This window comes from Burkholderia sp. 3C, assembly GCF_054589155.1.
In genome coordinates, this window is the sequence record NZ_BAAILN010000093.1 from 154922 (window position 1) to 171165 (window position 16244).

Annotated in this window: 13 protein-coding genes and 2 pseudogenes; 4 read left to right on the forward strand and 11 right to left on the reverse strand. The window is 65.4% G+C overall.

Annotated features, from left to right (window positions below; translation table 11 throughout):
- Positions 1-72 precede the first annotated feature (72 nt).
- From ACYP33_RS19155 to ACYP33_RS19190, 8 genes and pseudogenes are all read right to left on the reverse strand, one after another.
- A complete protein-coding gene (locus tag ACYP33_RS19155; RefSeq protein WP_414444974.1) occupies positions 73-1416 on the reverse strand; it encodes a CpaF family protein in 1344 nt (447 codons plus the stop codon).
- A 5-nt stretch (positions 1417-1421) separates the two neighbouring features.
- A complete protein-coding gene (locus ACYP33_RS19160) occupies positions 1422-2690 on the reverse strand; it encodes a fimbrial protein (RefSeq protein ID WP_414449551.1) in 1269 nt (422 codons plus the stop codon).
- Between the two features lie 75 nt (positions 2691-2765).
- Positions 2766-3824, reverse strand: a pseudogene (locus tag ACYP33_RS19165) (type II and III secretion system protein family protein); the annotation flags it as partial.
- 120 nt (positions 3825-3944) lie between these two features.
- A pseudogene (locus tag ACYP33_RS19170) lies at positions 3945-4223 on the reverse strand (pilus assembly protein N-terminal domain-containing protein); the annotation flags it as partial.
- A 67-nt stretch (positions 4224-4290) separates the two neighbouring features.
- Complete coding sequence (gene cpaB, locus ACYP33_RS19175) at positions 4291-5226, reverse strand: Flp pilus assembly protein CpaB (protein WP_459623348.1); 936 nt, start codon at positions 5224-5226, stop codon at positions 4291-4293.
- Positions 5227-5326: 100 nt separating this feature from the next.
- Positions 5327-5797: a TadE/TadG family type IV pilus assembly protein gene (locus ACYP33_RS19180; protein WP_414444971.1), complete on the reverse strand. Its 471-nt coding sequence runs from the start codon at positions 5795-5797 to the stop codon at positions 5327-5329.
- Positions 5794-6294 (reverse strand): A24 family peptidase, encoded by a 501-nt coding sequence (locus tag ACYP33_RS19185; RefSeq protein ID WP_459623350.1) that lies wholly within the window; start codon positions 6292-6294, stop codon positions 5794-5796. Before ACYP33_RS19185 ends, ACYP33_RS19180 begins: the two co-directional genes overlap by 4 nt.
- A gap of 100 nt (positions 6295-6394) precedes the next feature.
- Entirely contained in the window at positions 6395-6565 is a 171-nt protein-coding gene (locus tag ACYP33_RS19190; RefSeq protein ID WP_459623352.1) for a Flp family type IVb pilin, read from the reverse strand.
- 643 nt (positions 6566-7208) lie between these two features.
- On the opposite strand from ACYP33_RS19190, the gene ACYP33_RS19195 reads away from it, so the two are divergent.
- From ACYP33_RS19195 to ACYP33_RS19210, 4 genes are all read left to right on the forward strand, one after another.
- A complete protein-coding gene (locus ACYP33_RS19195; RefSeq protein WP_459623354.1) occupies positions 7209-9017 on the forward strand; it encodes a collagen-like triple helix repeat-containing protein in 1809 nt (602 codons plus the stop codon).
- 38 nt (positions 9018-9055) lie between these two features.
- The gene (locus ACYP33_RS19200; protein ID WP_459623356.1) at positions 9056-10402 is read left to right on the forward strand and encodes a collagen-like triple helix repeat-containing protein; all 1347 of its coding nucleotides are present in this window, start codon (positions 9056-9058) and stop codon (positions 10400-10402) included.
- 133 nt (positions 10403-10535) lie between these two features.
- Positions 10536-12218 carry a ShlB/FhaC/HecB family hemolysin secretion/activation protein gene (locus tag ACYP33_RS19205; RefSeq protein ID WP_459623358.1) on the forward strand — a complete coding sequence of 561 codons (1683 nt, stop codon included), beginning with the start codon at positions 10536-10538 and terminating at the stop codon, positions 12216-12218.
- Between the two features lie 189 nt (positions 12219-12407).
- Positions 12408-12869 carry a DUF2147 domain-containing protein gene (locus ACYP33_RS19210; protein ID WP_414444965.1) on the forward strand — a complete coding sequence of 154 codons (462 nt, stop codon included), beginning with the start codon at positions 12408-12410 and terminating at the stop codon, positions 12867-12869.
- Positions 12870-12944: 75 nt separating this feature from the next.
- Here the strand turns inward: ACYP33_RS19210 and ACYP33_RS19215 are convergent, their stop codons facing one another.
- The 3 genes from ACYP33_RS19215 to lpdA form a co-directional block, all read right to left on the reverse strand.
- Positions 12945-13400, reverse strand: a complete 456-nt coding sequence (locus ACYP33_RS19215) for a transposase (RefSeq protein WP_414449559.1) — start codon at positions 13398-13400, stop codon at positions 12945-12947.
- A 135-nt stretch (positions 13401-13535) separates the two neighbouring features.
- Positions 13536-14633, reverse strand: a complete 1098-nt coding sequence (gene zapE, locus ACYP33_RS19220; RefSeq protein ID WP_414444963.1) for a cell division protein ZapE — start codon at positions 14631-14633, stop codon at positions 13536-13538.
- Positions 14634-14755: 122 nt separating this feature from the next.
- Entirely contained in the window at positions 14756-16186 is a 1431-nt protein-coding gene (lpdA, locus tag ACYP33_RS19225; protein ID WP_414444962.1) for a dihydrolipoyl dehydrogenase, read from the reverse strand.
- Positions 16187-16244: the final 58 nt, after the last annotated feature.

Genomic DNA, 16244 nt, shown 5'->3' on the forward strand with positions numbered 1-16244 from the left:
TGGCTGCCGCGCCACAGCCAGACGCCGGCAGCCGCCAGGATCAGCGCGAACGACAGCGACCAGAGCACGCCGCTAGACATTGAAGCCTCCGTTACGGCCGAAACCGTCGGCGCCGCCCATGTTGCCGATCAGCACGTTGCGGAACCGCGCGAGCTTCGGCGAATGCGGGTGAATGCCGAGCGATTCCCAATGATCGATTTCCTCGCCCTCGGGCGTGACGCGCGCCTCGTAGCGATACAGCTCCTGGGTCGCGACGATGTTGTCGGCCATGCCCGTCACTTCGGTGATCGACAGAATCCGGCGGCGTCCGTTGGACAGGCGGCCGATCTGCACGATGAAATCGATCGCGTTGGCGATCTGGCGGCGCAGGCTCGATTCGGTGCCTTGAAAGCCCGCGAAGCCCGCCAGCATTTCGAGGCGATACAGGCATTCGCGCGGCGAGCTTGCGTGGATCGTGCCCATCGAGCCGTCGTGGCCGGTGTTCATCGCCTGCAGCATTTCGAGCACTTCGCCGCCGCGCACTTCGCCGACGATGATCCGATCCGGCCGCATCCGCAGCGTGTTGCGCAGCAAGTCGCGGATCGACACCACGCCGGTGCCGTCGAAGCTGCCGGGGCGGCTTTCGAGGCGCACCACGTGCGGGTGGTTCAGCGACAGTTCGGCCGTGTCCTCGATCGTCACGACGCGTTCGGTCTCGGGGATGTAGAACGCCAGCGCGTTCAGCAGCGAGGTCTTGCCCGAACTCGTGCCACCCGACACCAGGACGTTGCAGCGTCCCTGCACGGCCGCTTCCAGCAACGTGGCGATCTCGTCGTTGAACGTGCCGTTCTCGAGCAGGTCGGACGGCTTGAGCGGGTCCTTGCGGAATTTCCGGATCGATACCACCGGCCCTTCGAGCGACAGCGGCTCGATCACGACGTTGACGCGGCCGCCGTCGGGCAGGCGCGCATCGACCATCGGATTCGATTCGTCAAGCCGGCGGCCGACCGGCGCGAGGATGCGACGCACGATGCGCAGCAAGTGCGCGTTGTCGGTGAAGCGGATCGGCAGCTTGGCGAGAATCCCGCGGCGCGACACGTAGATGTCGTTGTAGCCGTTGATCAGGATGTCCTCGACGAGCGGGTCGGCCAGCAGGTCCTCGATCGGCCCGAAGCCGGCCAGCTCCTTGGTCAGCGCCTCGCCGATCTCGCGCACCTCGCTTTCGTTGAGCGGAATCCGGCGCAGGCGCACGAAGCTGTCGATCTCGAGATCGACGAACTGGTTGATCGCCTGGCGCGACCAGCGGCCGAACTCCGAGCCGAGCTCCTCGATCCGGGTCAGCAGATGCTCGTGCGCCGCGTTCTTGATGTCGTGGAACTGCTGCGTTTGGGAAAACGGCGCGGCGCCGTCGGCAAATTGGATGTCGTCGTGTGCCATCTCGCTTACGACCGCTTCGTGGAGGATTGAATGAAACGCTTCAGCGCCGCGAGGCCGCTCGCCGGCGGCGCGACTGCCTCGCCGGACGCCGTGCCTGCCGCGCCCATGGTGCCCGCGGCGCTCGCCGTCAGGCGCTCGATCAGCCCGTCGAGCGCCTTCACGTACGGATCGCGCTCGGCCGCCTCGACGATCAGCTTGCCCTGGTTCGCCGCATGCCCGATCGCGACGCGACGCGATGGCAGCGTCGCCGCGAGCGGCACGTCGAGCCGCTCGGCGATCTGCGCCGGCAGCAGGCCGATCCCCGCGTCGTATTGATTGACGACCAGCTTGACGCGCTCGGTATTGACGCCCTTCTCGCGCAAGTCGCCGAGCAATTCGACGGCCGACACGACCGACGCGATGCCCTGATCGCAGACAAGCCAGACCTCGTCGCTCAACGACACGATCTGCGAGATGAACTCGCGATTCGTGAAGCCGCCGAGATCGACGACCTGCTGATCGACGAACGCACGCAGCCGGTTGAACAGGCCGGCGCAGGCGGCCGCCGACACTTCGCGCAGATCGGCGAGATTCGGCGGCAGCGTGGTCAGCGCCACGCCGCTCGTGTGATGCGCGAAGGCGGTATTGACGAACGTGCGGTCGAAGCGGCGCAGGTTGCGCACGGCCTCGACGAAATGCAGCTCGCAGCGCGTGTTGAGGAACAGCGCGCCGTCGCCGGCCGGCAAGCCGAGGTCGACCAGCGCGGTGCGACGGTTCTGCGCCGCCACCTTGCGCTGCAGCAGCACCGAGAGATTCGTCGCCAGCGTGCTGACGCCCATCCCCGCGCGCGCACCGAGCAGCGTCAGCACCTTGCCGTGCCGGCTGGTCGGTTCGCCGAGGTTGTCGAGCAGCCCGCGCGTGACGCGCAGCGCCTCTTCCGCCGGCGCCGACAGATCCACGAAATCGCGCACCCCGGCACGCAGCGCCGACAGCGCGCTCTCGGGCTCGGTCAAGGTGCCGAGCGCGATCACGGGCAGGCCCGGATACGCCGTGCGCACGGCCGACACCGCCGTGCTCGCGGCCGCGTGGTCGCCGGCGAAATCGATAAAGACGAGCGCCGGATTCAGGCCGCCGATCCGCTGGATCAGCACCGCCGCGTCGAGCGGCGATGCCTCGACCGCGCCGGTGGACACGAGCGTCTGCCCGAGCCACCTGACGTGCTCGCCGCGCGCCGAGGCGCAGATGAAATGATCGGTGACGGCAGGCTCAGCCAACGATTGCGTTCTCGCGTTCATGTTGAACACTCCCCGTAAAACGGTGCGCGAACGTGCACCGCATCCGGCCGTTCACATTCCCCACCTCCGGCGCGCTCATTTCGAGAACCCCGGAGCCGCATCCGGCACCAGCATGCCGCCCAGGAACGACCGCCAGACCGGCCCGTCGCGCTGCTCCGAGCGTTCGCCGGGCGTGGCCGGCAACGCCGCGCCGGCCGCGATCGGCGACACCAGATGCGGCGTCACGATGATCATCAGTTCCTTGTCGTTCTGCTGGTAGCTCAGACTCTTGAAGAAGGCGCCGATGATCGGCAGATCACCGAGGAACGGCACCTTGCTCACATTCGACGTCGTTTCGCGATCGATCAGGCCGCCGATCACGTAGCTTTCGCCGTCGCCGAGTTCGACCGTGGTGTCCGCGCGACGGGTGGTCAGCGCCGGCACCGTAATGCTGTCGATCGTGATGGCATGCAGGAAATCGAGCTGGCTCGCTTCCGGCGCCACCTTCAGCGCGATCCGGTTCGGACCGAGCACGGTCGGCGTGACCGTCAGCCCGATACCGTAAGGCTTCCATTCGATCGAGATGGTGCCGAGCGACTGCGGCACCGGCACCGGAATCTCGCCGCCGGCCAGGAAGTTCGCGCTCTGGCCCGACAGGGCGACCAGCGTGGGCTGCGCGAGAATCCGGGCCAGGTTGTTCTGCTCCATGACCGAGAGGTTGCCCGCCAGGCCGCGCGAGGTCGAGCCCACCACCAGGTTGAACGCCGCCGTGATCGGCGAGGCCGCCGTGACGGCCAGGCCCGACGACGGGCTGTAGTTCATGGTCTGCAGCGAGCTCGGCGCGAACGAGCCGAACGAGAAGCCGTTGTTCGACTTGAACAGGTTCAGGCCCGCTTCCTTGATCGCCGCGCGGCTGAATTCCACCACCCGCACGTCGACCTGCACCACGTTCTTGCCGCTGATCGTCGACGCGTCGACCACCTGCGGGCCGCTGCCCGCCGCCACGCCGCCGCCTGCTCCGCCACCGGCTCCCGAGCCACCCCGCGATGCGCCGCTGCCACGGCCCGCGCCGCCCGCAGCGCCGCCCTGCCCGGCTGCACCTTGCCGCTGCGCCGCAGCCCGCGCGGCCGCTGCCGCGTTCGCCACATCCACCGCGCGCTGGTGCGCTTCGAGGGTGGTCCCGGAGCCGGAAATCACGGTGGTGTCGCCGTAGGTATCGACGCGCGGCGACGCATCGTTGAGCAACGCGTTCGCCGCGCCGCTCGTCACGTGCACGGTGTACGTGGACGGCTCGCTGCGCCCGCGCTCCCAGAGCATCACGTTGGTGGTCCCGGCGCTCTTGCCGATCAGCAGCACACCGCCACCCTTGATGATCAGCACGTCGGCCACCGCCGGATCACCGACGGCGACGCGCTGCAAGGTGCGCCCGGCCGCGATCGGCCGCTGCGCGCCAACCGCGACGTCGACGCTCGCGTCCGGGCCGGCTGCGCTTGCCACGGACGACAACGTCAATGCATTCAATGCAATGGCCAATGCAATCAGTTTCTTTTTCATTGTGTCGGAGGCCCGCAGCCGGGCCTCTCCGTGTCGGTTGCAACCTGTACCGCGTACTCACTGCCACTCAATAGGCGACCGACTCGGCCCGCCCGCCCCGTATCACTTCGATGCTGCTGCTTTCCGCGCTGCGCGCCACCACGCGCGGCGGCGCCTTGCGCACGACCGGAGCCGGCGTCGTATCGGCCACGCCGCGCGACAGCTCGGACAGGGACATGCCGGCCGCGGCCCGCGCCGACGGGTCCTTGTCGGCATTGGCCGCGACACGCATCGCCACCGTCTGCGTCGCCACCGCCTCGTCGCGCGGGCTGCGCAGCGCGAGCGTCAGGTTGCCGGTGGCTTCGGCCAGGGTCAGTGCATCGATCTGTTCGGTCGGCACCGCGAGTACCGCGGTGCGCACGCCGCCCATCGCGCCGGGCGACTGGTCGCGTGCGGTCGTCGCATCGCCGAAGGCCAACACGCGGATCTTCGAGAGCAGCATCTTTGCCTGGGTCTTGGCGATCTCCGGGCCGTTGCCGTTGCCGCTTCCGGTCACGGACATGGCGGACGCCGCATCGCGCTTCAGGTTGACGAACACGTCGACGAAATTGCCGGGCCGCACGCGATTGCCGACCGCGTTGTTTTCATCGACCTTGACCGCCACGGCGCGCTCGCCCGGCGCGATCAGATCGGCCATGCCCGATGACAGTGAGCTCTCGACCACGGCGGCCTGTTCGGGAATGTCGGCGATCGGCACCCGACCGATGATCTGGACCGGATCGGCGAATGTGCCTTGCGGCAGGCCGGCGACCTGCTGCACCTTCAGGCCGTCGGCCGCGATCGCCTGACCGGCCTTGAGCGGATGCGCGGCGACCACGACCGGGAACAGCTTCGCCGCCGCCTGCTGAACGTTGTTTTCGACAATCGGCGCGGGCCGGCGGCCGAGCACCCACGCGTAGATGCCGAGCAGCAAGGCGATGGCGATCAGCGCCACCGCGAATATTTTCGTCAGATTGTTGGCCATGGTTGTTATGCGAACAGTCGATCCATGAAATGTCCTGCACCTGCCTGTACTGCCGCCGATCCCCCCGTATTTGACGATCGGCGCGGTCCTCCACGTGCTCCTAAATGATGTTGACCGGACTGATCTGGACCGTGGCCGAGCCGATCAGTGCGGCCGGGACCGGCAACAGCATGCCGACCAACGGCAGCGGCGCGATCAATGGCCTGGTTGAATAGGGGTAGGACAACGTCACCTTGATGCAGTACATCGAGGCGTCGTAGGAGCAGGTGCCCGCGGGCGTCGAAGTGCATTGCGCACCCGAGAGCCAGCCGACGAGATTGGTTGCTGCCGTGCATGCGGCGGCGGCGCGTGCGCCCAACGCCGCCTGCGGCGTGGTACTGACCTGATAGTTCAACGCGGCACGCGCGCCTTCGGTGGCGGCCAGCGTCAAATTCTGTTGGGCGGCGAAAATCAGGCCGTAAGTCACAACCGAATACAACACCATGAAAAACAGCGGGAATATCAATGCGAACTCAACTGACATCGAACCGCGGTTGCTCCGCCGACGCGGCGCGCAGACCCTCGATTTCATCGCACATTCCCCGTTACGATATAAAGTATCAATGCCGCTGCCGCGGGCATGACCAGAAACGCAGCGTAAGGCGATCCGCGATATCCACCCAACGCCAATGCGGGTTTACCACGCCGCCACAATTCACCTAATGGCGTTCGAGTCCAATACATGATTCCAAGCGCGTGAATCAATGCAACCAGGCTCGCGAAAATCCAGCACCAGAACATCATTCGCAATCCGCACCACGCACCGAGCGTCAGAAACACCTTGACATCTGCCGCCCCCATCAAGCGCAGGGCAAAAAACGGCAACAATCCAACAAAGCCAACAACGGCGCCGATTATTGCACCGGCCAGCGTTATACCAAAAGGGTTATACCCGGCAGCAGCAAAAACAATGGCGCATATCAATCCTGAAACTACCAAGGAATTGGGAATACGCCGATAACGAAAATCGCCGACTGCAACCATCATTGCCCAGGCCAGGAAAAACCCGACACTAAAGAGCAGGATCATTCAAATTTCCGAAGCGTGCGCGAAGAGTGCGGGCGCCGGGTAGACGACCCGCACACAGAATGACAAATATGAAGATCTCGCGGACTTGTCGCCCGGACGCTCAACCTCCAGGGAGCCTGGCGGCGATATAGCCGAAGGCGCCGCTGAGCCCGTTGGTCAGCAATCCGATGCCAGCAACCAACGCCACCGCCATCAGGCCTGCGATGAGGCCGTATTCGACAGCGGTCACCCCGTCTTCTTCCTTGAGGAAGCGATTGATAAGTGCATTCATGGTAATCCCTCGTGCCTTGAGTTTCGTTGGCCGCATGCGATATGCATATCGGGCCACCTAACCGTTACCAGCTCTGACGTCCGGCTTCGGCCATTTCTTTATAGCTCGTTTTTTCAGGAGCTCTTAACATATTTTGATGCCGATTAACAATCTTGCAGTTGTTTCGATAGGCACCTCCACTTCGCGTTGTCTGTGCGGTTCCGTACACGCACGATCGAATCTTAATCCCAAGAACTTTTATTTCCAACTTTTTTTATGATTTTTCTTGCCGATCCGTCCAGCCCTCAAGGCAATTTTTACTATCTTTCTGAGCCTTACCCATAAGGGCTAACGATAGGTTAGATGTACCTATCTAAATCATCAGTAAAACAATCGTTCGATTGAATGGCGCCGCGGCACCACGTTACGAACCGGGCGTAACGGAAATGATGTGACGTTACGTTACGGAACGTGATTTAGCCGGTTTCCCAGGCTCCATTGGATTCGATTAAAAATCGTTTTCAGCAATCGTTAAACCACGGCACGACAAGGCTTTCCGGGCAGTCGAGAAAGCAACCGAATCGTTAATCGAATCGCATGGCACGGGTGTTGCAGAGTGATCGTCGCAGCAACACACATCACACAACAGCACTGCGAGGACGAAATGGACACCCAAACGATCACTCATGGCACGTTCCGGACGACTTTGATCGCGGCCACCGTGGCAGCCATGCTTTCCCTCTCCGCCTGCGGCGGCTCCGGTTCGTTGAGCCAGGGCACCGGCGGCTCCGACAACAACACGCCGCAAACCACCTCGGGCACCAGCGGCTCGTCCGGCACCAGCGGATCGTCGGGCACCAGTGGCTCTTCCGGTACCAGCGGCTCGTCGGGCACGAGCGGCACGTCGAGTTCGTCGGGCACCTCGGGATCGTCGTCGGGTAGCACCAGCGGCTCGTCGAGCGGTTCGACCAGCGGCTCGTCGTCTTCCTCGTCCTCGTCGGGCAGCAGCTCGGGCACCAGCTCCGGCACCAGCTCGGTCAACGCCCTCGGCACGGTGGTGGCCAACACCAGCAACGTGGTGTCGAGCCTCGGCACGACCGTCGCAGGCGTCGGCTCGACGATCGCCAACCAATCGATTCCCGGCCTCGGCAGCGCGCCGACGCAAGCACTCGGCAGCGTGGTCGGCAGCGTCGGCGGCGCCGTCAGCACGCTCGGCAACGGTCTCGCGAGCGGCCTCGGCCAACTCGGCTCGACCTCCAATCCGCTCGGCACCACGCTCGGCTCGACCGGCGGCGTGGTCTCGCAACTCGGCAACGCCGTCAGCGGCACCGGCACCCTCGTCTCGAGCCTCGGCAGCGGCCCGCTCTCGCCGCTGGCGCCCATCACCTCGACGGTTGGCGGCCTCGTATCGACGATCGGCGGCGCAGTCGCCAACGGCGGCACGACGCTGACCAACGCGCTGACCACCGGCCCGGTGCAGCAGATCACGCAGACGGTCAGCTCGGCGATCACGCCGATCACCTCGGTGGTCGCCAACACCACGCAGACGATCGGCAACGCAACCGGCCTCGGCGCCCCGGTCAATTCGCTGCTCGGCACCCTTGGCGGCGGCCTGAAGACGGCCGGCGCGGCGATCGCGGCCACGGGTGGCGGCAATGCCATCACCGCCGGCCTCGGCTCGACGGTCGCGGCCACCGGCAGCACGGTCGCCTCGCTCGGCGGCCTGCTGACCGGCGGCAACGGCACCAACCCGCTGGCACCGGTCACGGGCCTGTTGGGCGGCCTGGGCACCCTTGGCGGCACGTCGGGCGGCAGCGGCCCGCTCGCCCCCGTCACGGGCCTGGTGTCGACCGTCACCGGAGCACTCGGCAGCCTGGGCGGCAGCTCGGCAGGCAGCAGCCCGCTGGCCCCGGTGACGGGCCTCGTTTCCACCGTCACCGGCGCACTCGGCGGCCTGGGTGGCAGCTCGGCAGGCAGCAACCCGCTGGCTCCGGTTACGGGCCTCGTTTCCACCGTGACGGGCGCGCTCAGTGGCGCGACCGGCGGCACGGCCGGCAGCGGCGCGGGCGCCCTGTTGGCACCGGTCACCGGCCTCGTTTCGACGGTCACCGGCGCACTCGGCAGCGCAACGGGCGGCACCACCAGCGGTGGCGCAGGCGCCCTGCTCGCACCGGTCACCGGCCTGGTATCGAGCGTGACGGGCGCGCTCGGCGGTGTGGCCGGCGGCACGTCGGGAAGCAGCAGCGCGAGCGGCCTGCTCGCACCGGTTACGGGCCTCGTATCCGGCGTGACGGGCGCACTCGGATCGGCAGCGGGCGGCACGGCCACGAGCGGCGCCACCTCGACGGCCACCACGGCGGTGGCGGGCCTGACCGGCTCGAGCAACACCACCTCCACGAGCGGAACGGGCGGCGGCCTGCTCTCCCCCGTGACCTCGCTCGTCGGCGGCCTGCTCGGCGGCGGCAAGAAGTAAGCACCACTCACGATAAATAGCGTCAGAGGAGTCCAACCATGAACCCGATCCAAACGTCCCCGTCGGCCCACCGCGCCTGGCGTCTCACGCTGAGCGTGGTGGCGGCCGCCACCCTGTCCGCGCTGGCTGCCTGCGGCGGCAGCGACATGACCTCGCAAGCGAGCAACGGCAACAACACGCCGCAAACCACCTCCGGCACGTCCAGCGGCACGTCGAGCGGCACCAGCAGCAGCGGCACCACCGGCGTGCTGACGACGGCCGCGCAGACCGTCACCGACCTCGGCACCACGGTCGGCTCGGTCACGATCCCCGGCGTCAACAGCGGCGTCACGCAAGGCCTCGGCAGCACGGTGTCCGGCGTCGGCACGGTGGTCGGCTCGGCCGCCAACGCCCTGACCAACGGCCTCGGCCAGATCGGCACGACCAGCGATCCGGTCGGCACCACGGTAGCCGGCCTCGGCAACGTGGTCAGCAGCGCCGGCACGGCGGTCGCGGGCCTCGGCCAGACCGTCAACTCGCTCGGCACCGGCCAGCTCTCGGCACTCTCGCCCATCACCACGCCGGTCAGCTCGCTGCTGAACACGGTGGCGAATGGCGTGCAGGCCGGCGGCATGTCGCTTGGCAACGTACTGTCGTCGTCGCAGGTCACGGCAGTCACGCAACCGATCAGCTCGGCCATCACGCCGATCGTCACGACAGTCGGCCAGACCACGCAGACGATCGGCTCGACTACCGGCCTCGGCGCCCCCGTCTCGGGCCTGCTCGCGCAACTGGGCAGCGCGGTCAGCTCGGCCGGCACGCAGGTCAAGGGCGCGTCGTCACAACCGTTGGTCGGCGACGTCGGCACGCTCGTGCAATCGCTCGGCAACACCGTCACCAATGCCGGCGGCCTGGTCAACGCGTCGGGCGCCAACGGCGCGAACCCGGTGGCCGGCCTGATCACCAGCCTGGTCGGCGGCTCGAACGTGAGCGTCGCGAACGGTTCCACCTCGGGCGGCACGGCGAGCAACCCGCTGACGGGCCTGCTCGGCTCGCTCGGCGGCGCCACCGGCGGCAGCGCCAGCGGCCCGCTCGCTCCGGTCACCGGCCTCGTGTCGACCGTCACCGGCGCACTCGGTTCGGTCACCAGTGGCGCGGGCGGCACAGGTAGTACAAATCCCCTCGCGCCGGTTACCGGTTTACTGAATACTGCAACTGGTTCGCTCGGCAGCGTGACGGGCGGCACGGCCGCATCGGGAGCCGGCTCGCTGCTGTCGCCGGTCACCTCGCTGGTTGGTTCACTGACCTCCACGGTGGGTGCGGCGGGCGCAACCGGCGGCAGCACGACGGGCCTGCTTGCTCCGGTCACGGGGCTGCTCGGCACGTTGGGTAACGTCGGCAAGTAAGGGTTCAGGCGGTATCCGTCCGCGCTGGCGGGAAGCGCGGACGGTCTTCACAGGTTGCAATGAGCGGGCGGCACATCGAGGCCGCCCGTTCGCAGTACAAAACTAAAAGCTGGCCTACGAGGACTCACCGAAAATGCGATCCACCCATCAGGTTTGGACGATGCTGTTCGCGCTCGCCGCGACGGCCGCTGGCCCCGCGCAGGCGCAAACCCGCCCCGCCGGCAACCCGCTCGAATCGCTGCCGCAAATCAATGTGCCGCAGCGCTCCACCGTCACCGTGCAGGTCGAGCCGCAGGCACAACAGGTGCAAGAACTGCTGGCTCGCCATATCACGCCGTCGACGATCCGCGTCGAAGGTGTCAAATCGGTGCCCTTCGATCTGGTGTCCTCACGATTCACGCCCCTGGTCGGCAAGGACATCACGATAGGACAACTGATCGAAGTCGCAAACGGCGTGACCAAGCTCTACCAGGAACGCGGCTTCGCGCTGTCGTTCGCGTTCGTGCCCGCTCAAACGTTCGAGGACGGCGTGGTGCGCGTGACGATCGTCGAGGGCTACGTGTCCGACGTGCAGATCACCGGCAAGCCCGGCCCGATGGAATCGAAGCTGCGCGCGGTCGCGGCGCACATCACGGCTGACCGGCCGCTGCGCAAGGACACGTTCGAGCGCTACGTGAATACATTCGGCCTGCTGCCCGGCATCACCGTCAAGGCCAACGTGCCGCCGCCGCAAAACACCGACGGCGCGACCACCATGACGCTCGATGTATCGCGCAAGCCGATCAACGTCAGCAGCGGCATCGCCACCACCACGCCCGGCGTGCAGGGCGTGTTCACCGTCACCGAAAGCGGCCTGACCTCGCTCGGCGAACAGTTGAGCATCTCGGCGCTGGCGCCGAAGGGGCCGAACAACGTGACCTATGTGGCGGCCAGCGGCTCGGTGCCGATCGGCAGCAACGGCCTGATCGCGCGCATCGATGCCAGCCATTACCGCGGCAACCCGACCGACAACCCCGGCCTGCCCTCCTATGTGAAACGCACCGTGATCAACGACAAGATCGGCCTGTCGACGTCGTACCCGATCCTGCTCAACAATCAGCGCAGCCTGCTCGCCACCGTGTCCGGCTACGCGTCGCATAGCGAGGACAACTATCAAAACCAGCTCGGCGGCCAATACATCGGCCTGCGCTCGCAGGTGCGCGTGCTGCAGGCGCAGATGGATTACACGACGATCCGGCCGAGCTCGGTCACCAAGCTCAGCCTGAACGTGGCGAAGGCCTTCGACATCCTCGGCGCATCGAAATCGGCCGAAACGAATATCGCCGGCTCGACGCAGACCAACCCGGCCTCGATCACGTTCGTGCGCACTGGCGGCACGCTGGTGCAGACCAACCAATGGCCGTACAAGATCGGCACCACGGTGCAGTTGACGGGCCAGTACAGCGCGGTATCGCTGCCGACCACCGAGCAGATTGCGTTCGGTGCCCAGCGCTTCGCGCTCGGGTACGAGCCCGGCGAGGCATCGGGCGATTCGGGCTGGGGCATGTCGGCGGAAATCAACCGTCAATTCACGGTCGGCTATGCCTATTTGAAGTCGATCACGCCATACATCGCGTACGACATGGCGCGCGTATACCTGCACGCGGGCACGCCGCAACCGAACCGGCTGTCGTCGGTCGGCATCGGCGTACGCGTATCGGACGGCCAGCACTACAACCTCGACCTCAACGTGGCGAAGGCGGTGGGCGACGCACCGATCGAAAGCGCATCGCGCAGCCCGCGCATCAATGCGTCGTTCTCCTATCAACTGCAATAAGCCTGATGCGCCGGCTCGCGCGCCGAACGCGATCCGGCTCGATTAGAGGCACCTCTATCAAACGCAGCGACGGCTTTCACGTATTCTGCGCAGAGGTTCTCGAACGATCGTGCCAAGCATGTTTGCAGGCATTCAGCGCAAACGACGCAGAGCTCGACAGAAAAAGATATGCACTCAAGGAGGAAGACAATGACCCGCTTCAATCTCTCGCTGCGCAAGCTCGCCGTCGGCGGTGCCCTGCTCATGTCCGCCATGAGCGCATTCGCTCAAGCCGACAGCCCGCTCGGCACCTGGCAAACGATCGACGATCACACCGGCAAGCCGAAGGCACTCGTTCAGATCACGCAGGATTCGAACGGCGATCTGACCGGCACCGTGATGAAGGGCCTCGGCGATAACGACACGCCGGATCGGCGCTGCACGGCCTGTACCGACGAGCGCAAGGATCAGTTGATCAAGGGCATGACGATCATCAAGGCGATGAAGAAGGAAGGCGACCACTGGGACGGCGGCAACATTCTCGACCCCGAGAATGGCAAGGTCTACAAGTGCAAGATGACGCTTGAGGACGGTGGCCAAAAGCTGGTCGTGCGCGGGTATATCGGCGTATCACTGCTCGGCCGTTCGCAGACCTGGGTTCGCCAACCCTGAGCGAGCGTCAAGCAGAACGCGGCGCACGGTCAAACACGGGCGCCGCTGCTATTGCTCTTGATGTACCGCGCTTGATCACGCCGCCAGTGGATGGGGCGGCTGCAACGGAGACGACGCGAGTGCGTGCGGCTCCGACAGGAAGGGTTGATCGACACGCGGCATGCGAACCCGGTTCGGCAAAATCGCATGACGCAATTCCGCTGCCCGTGAATGCGTGTGCTTACGCATGCGGATGGTGACGGTTTCGTAGAGATCATCGCTGATGGTGCCGAACAATTCGCTCAACACGGCACGCAAGGTGCCCGATTCGTACCAGAGCATGAAGCGGCGATGGCACGTTTGGTACGCAGGATAACGGCGCGGGATGGCAGACCACGATGCGCCGCTGAAAATCACCCACAGCACGCCGTTCAGCACATTGCGCGCATCGGCAAGCGGACGCCCTCGCAATTCCTTCCGCGGGCGCAATTCGGGCAGCAGGCCGGCAACGCGCTGCCACTCGATATCGGTTATGTCTCGGTACGGCGTCATGTCACCACTCCGATTACAGGAACATGACGTACGATAACGAGACGCTCACGCGCTGGATATTGGACGATTCTGAAAATGACCGAATGAGTTGAATCGGTCGTTCCCCTCACGCGAACTCGCCCCGGCTCGCTTCGATCAGGTCAGCGAAGTATCCACCACACGTCGCGGCGTTTCGATGTACTCCTGCGACTGCATCTCCACGATGCGCGACACGGTCCGGCTGAACTCGTTCGCCATCGGCCCTTCCACGTAGAGATCTTCCACCCGCACCTCGGCCGACATCAGCAGCTTGACCTTGTGGTCGTACAGCACATCGATCAGCCAGGTGAAGCGGCGTGCCTCGGACGCCATCCGTGGCGACATTTGCGGCACGTCGGACAGCACGATCGCGTGAAAGCGCGACGCCAGCTCCAGGTAATCGTTTTGCGAGCGCGGGCCGCCGCACAGCGTCGCAAAGTCGAACCAGACCACGCCATCGGCCTTGCGCAACGCCTTCAGCTCACGCTTCTCGATACGCAGAATCGGGCTTTCGTCGGGCACCGCGGCCAGCCGCGCAAACGCATCGCGCAATTCGCGGTCGGCTTCGGCGCCAAGCGGCGAGTGGTACATCTTCACCTGCGTCAGCGTGCGCTGGCGGTAATCGACGCCGGCATCGACGTTCATCACATCGAGCTTCTGCTTGATCAGCGCGATGGCCGGCAGCATGCGGTCGCGATGCAGCCCGTCGGGATACAGCAGATCCGGATCGTAGTTCGAGGTCATCACGAACTGCACGCCGTTGCTGAACAGTCGGTCGAGCAAGCGATACAGAATCATCGCATCGGCAATATCGGACACGTGGAATTCGTCGAAGCAGATCAGGCGATAGCGCTTCGCGATGCGGCGCGCCAGCTCGTCGAGCGGATCGGCCTGCCCTTTGAGCTCTTCGAGCTCACGGTGCACTTCGCGCATGAATTCGTGAAAGTGCAGGCGCGTCTTGCGCTGCACCGGCACGACCGCGAAGAAGCTGTCCATCAGGAAGCTTTTGCCGCGACCGACGCCGCCCCACATATACACGCCCTTCGGCAATTCCGGCCGGATGACGAGTTTCTTGAATGCATTCGAGCGCCGCGCCTTGTAGGCGACCCACTCGTCGAAACAGTGTTGCAGTCGCGTGATCGCGGTGCGTTGGGCAGTGTCGGCCTGATAGCCGCGCGTACCCAGTTCGCGCTCGTAGTATTCGGTGACGTTCATCATGCAAGCCAGAAAAACCAAAGGCGAGCGGAAAACTCCCGCCCGCCTTCGGCATCAAACGGCGGCACCGCCCCGGCAACATGCCGGCACGGCGCCGTATCGCGGCCTCGCGGCCGCATCGATCAGCTGTTCAGCGAACGCTTGTCGGCGGCGAGTGCCGCTTCGCGCACGACTTCCGACAGCGACGGGTGCGGATGGCAGATCCGGGCGATGTCTTCCGACGCCGCCTTGAACTCCATCGCCACCACGGCTTCCGCGATCAGGTCGGACGCATTGGCCGAGATGATGTGCACGCCGAGCACTTCGTCGGTCTTGGCATCGGCGATGATCTTCACGAAGCCTTCCGGTGCGTTCATGCCGAGCGCACGGCCGTTGATCGAGAACGGGAACTTGCCCGCCTTGATCTCGCGGCCTTCCGACTTCAACTGCTGCTCGGTCTTGCCGACCCAGGCGATTTCCGGCGAGGTGTAGATCACCCACGGAATGCAGTTGTAGTCGATGTGCGGCTTCTGGCCGTCGATCACTTCGGCCACCAGCACGCCTTCGTCTTCGGCCTTGTGCGCGAGCATCGGGCCACGCACCACGTCGCCGATCGCGAACACGTTCGGCACGGCCGTGCGGCAGTGGTCATCCACGTCGATGAAGCCGCGCTCGTTGGCCTTCAGGCCGATGGCTTCGAGGCCGAGGTTGTCGGTGTTCGGCACGCGGCCGACCGACACGATCAGGCGGTCGGCGTCGAGCGTCTTGGCGTTGCCGTCCTTGTCGGTATAGGCAATCGACACACCGGCGTCGGAGGCCTTCACGTCGCCGATCTTCACGCCGAGGTTGATATCGAGGCCTTGCTTCTTGAACAGCTTCGCGGCTTCCTTGCCGACCGCTTCGTCAGCGGCACCGAGGAACGCCGGCAGCGCTTCGAGCACGGTCACTTCGGCACCCAGGCGGCGCCAGACCGAACCGAGTTCGAGGCCGATCACGCCGGCGCCGATCACGGCCAGCTTCTTCGGCACGGTGTCGAACGTCAGCGCGCCTTCGTTGTCGGCGACGATCTTGTTGTCCACCGGCAGGTTCGGCAGGTGACGCGCCTTCGAGCCGGTAGCGATGATGACGTTCTTCGCCGTCACGACTTCGGTCTCGCCTTCGCCGCTGACTTCGATCTGCACGCCCGCGTCGGTCTTGCCCGCGAACTTGCCATGGCCCTTCAGCCAGGTGATCTTGTTCTTCTTGAACAGGAACTCGATACCGCCCGTCATCTTCTCGACGATGGCGTCCTTGCGGGCCAGCATCTTGGCGGTGTCCATCTTCACTTCGCCGACCGTGATGCCGTGATCGGCCAGGTGATGCGAGGTGTTTTCGAATTCTTCCGACGAGGCCAGCAGCGCCTTCGACGGGATGCAACCGACGTTCAGGCAGGTGCCGCCGAGCTTCAGCGTGCCGGCCGGGTTCTTCCACTTCTCGATACAGGCAACCGTCTTGCCGAGCTGGGCTGCACGCACCGCAGCGATGTAGCCGCCGGGGCCGGCGCCAATCACGACGACGTCAAATTCCTTGGACATGACTATCCTTCTCTGTTGCCCGACGCGCGGCGGCACGCAATGCGTGCGCCGCGCGAAC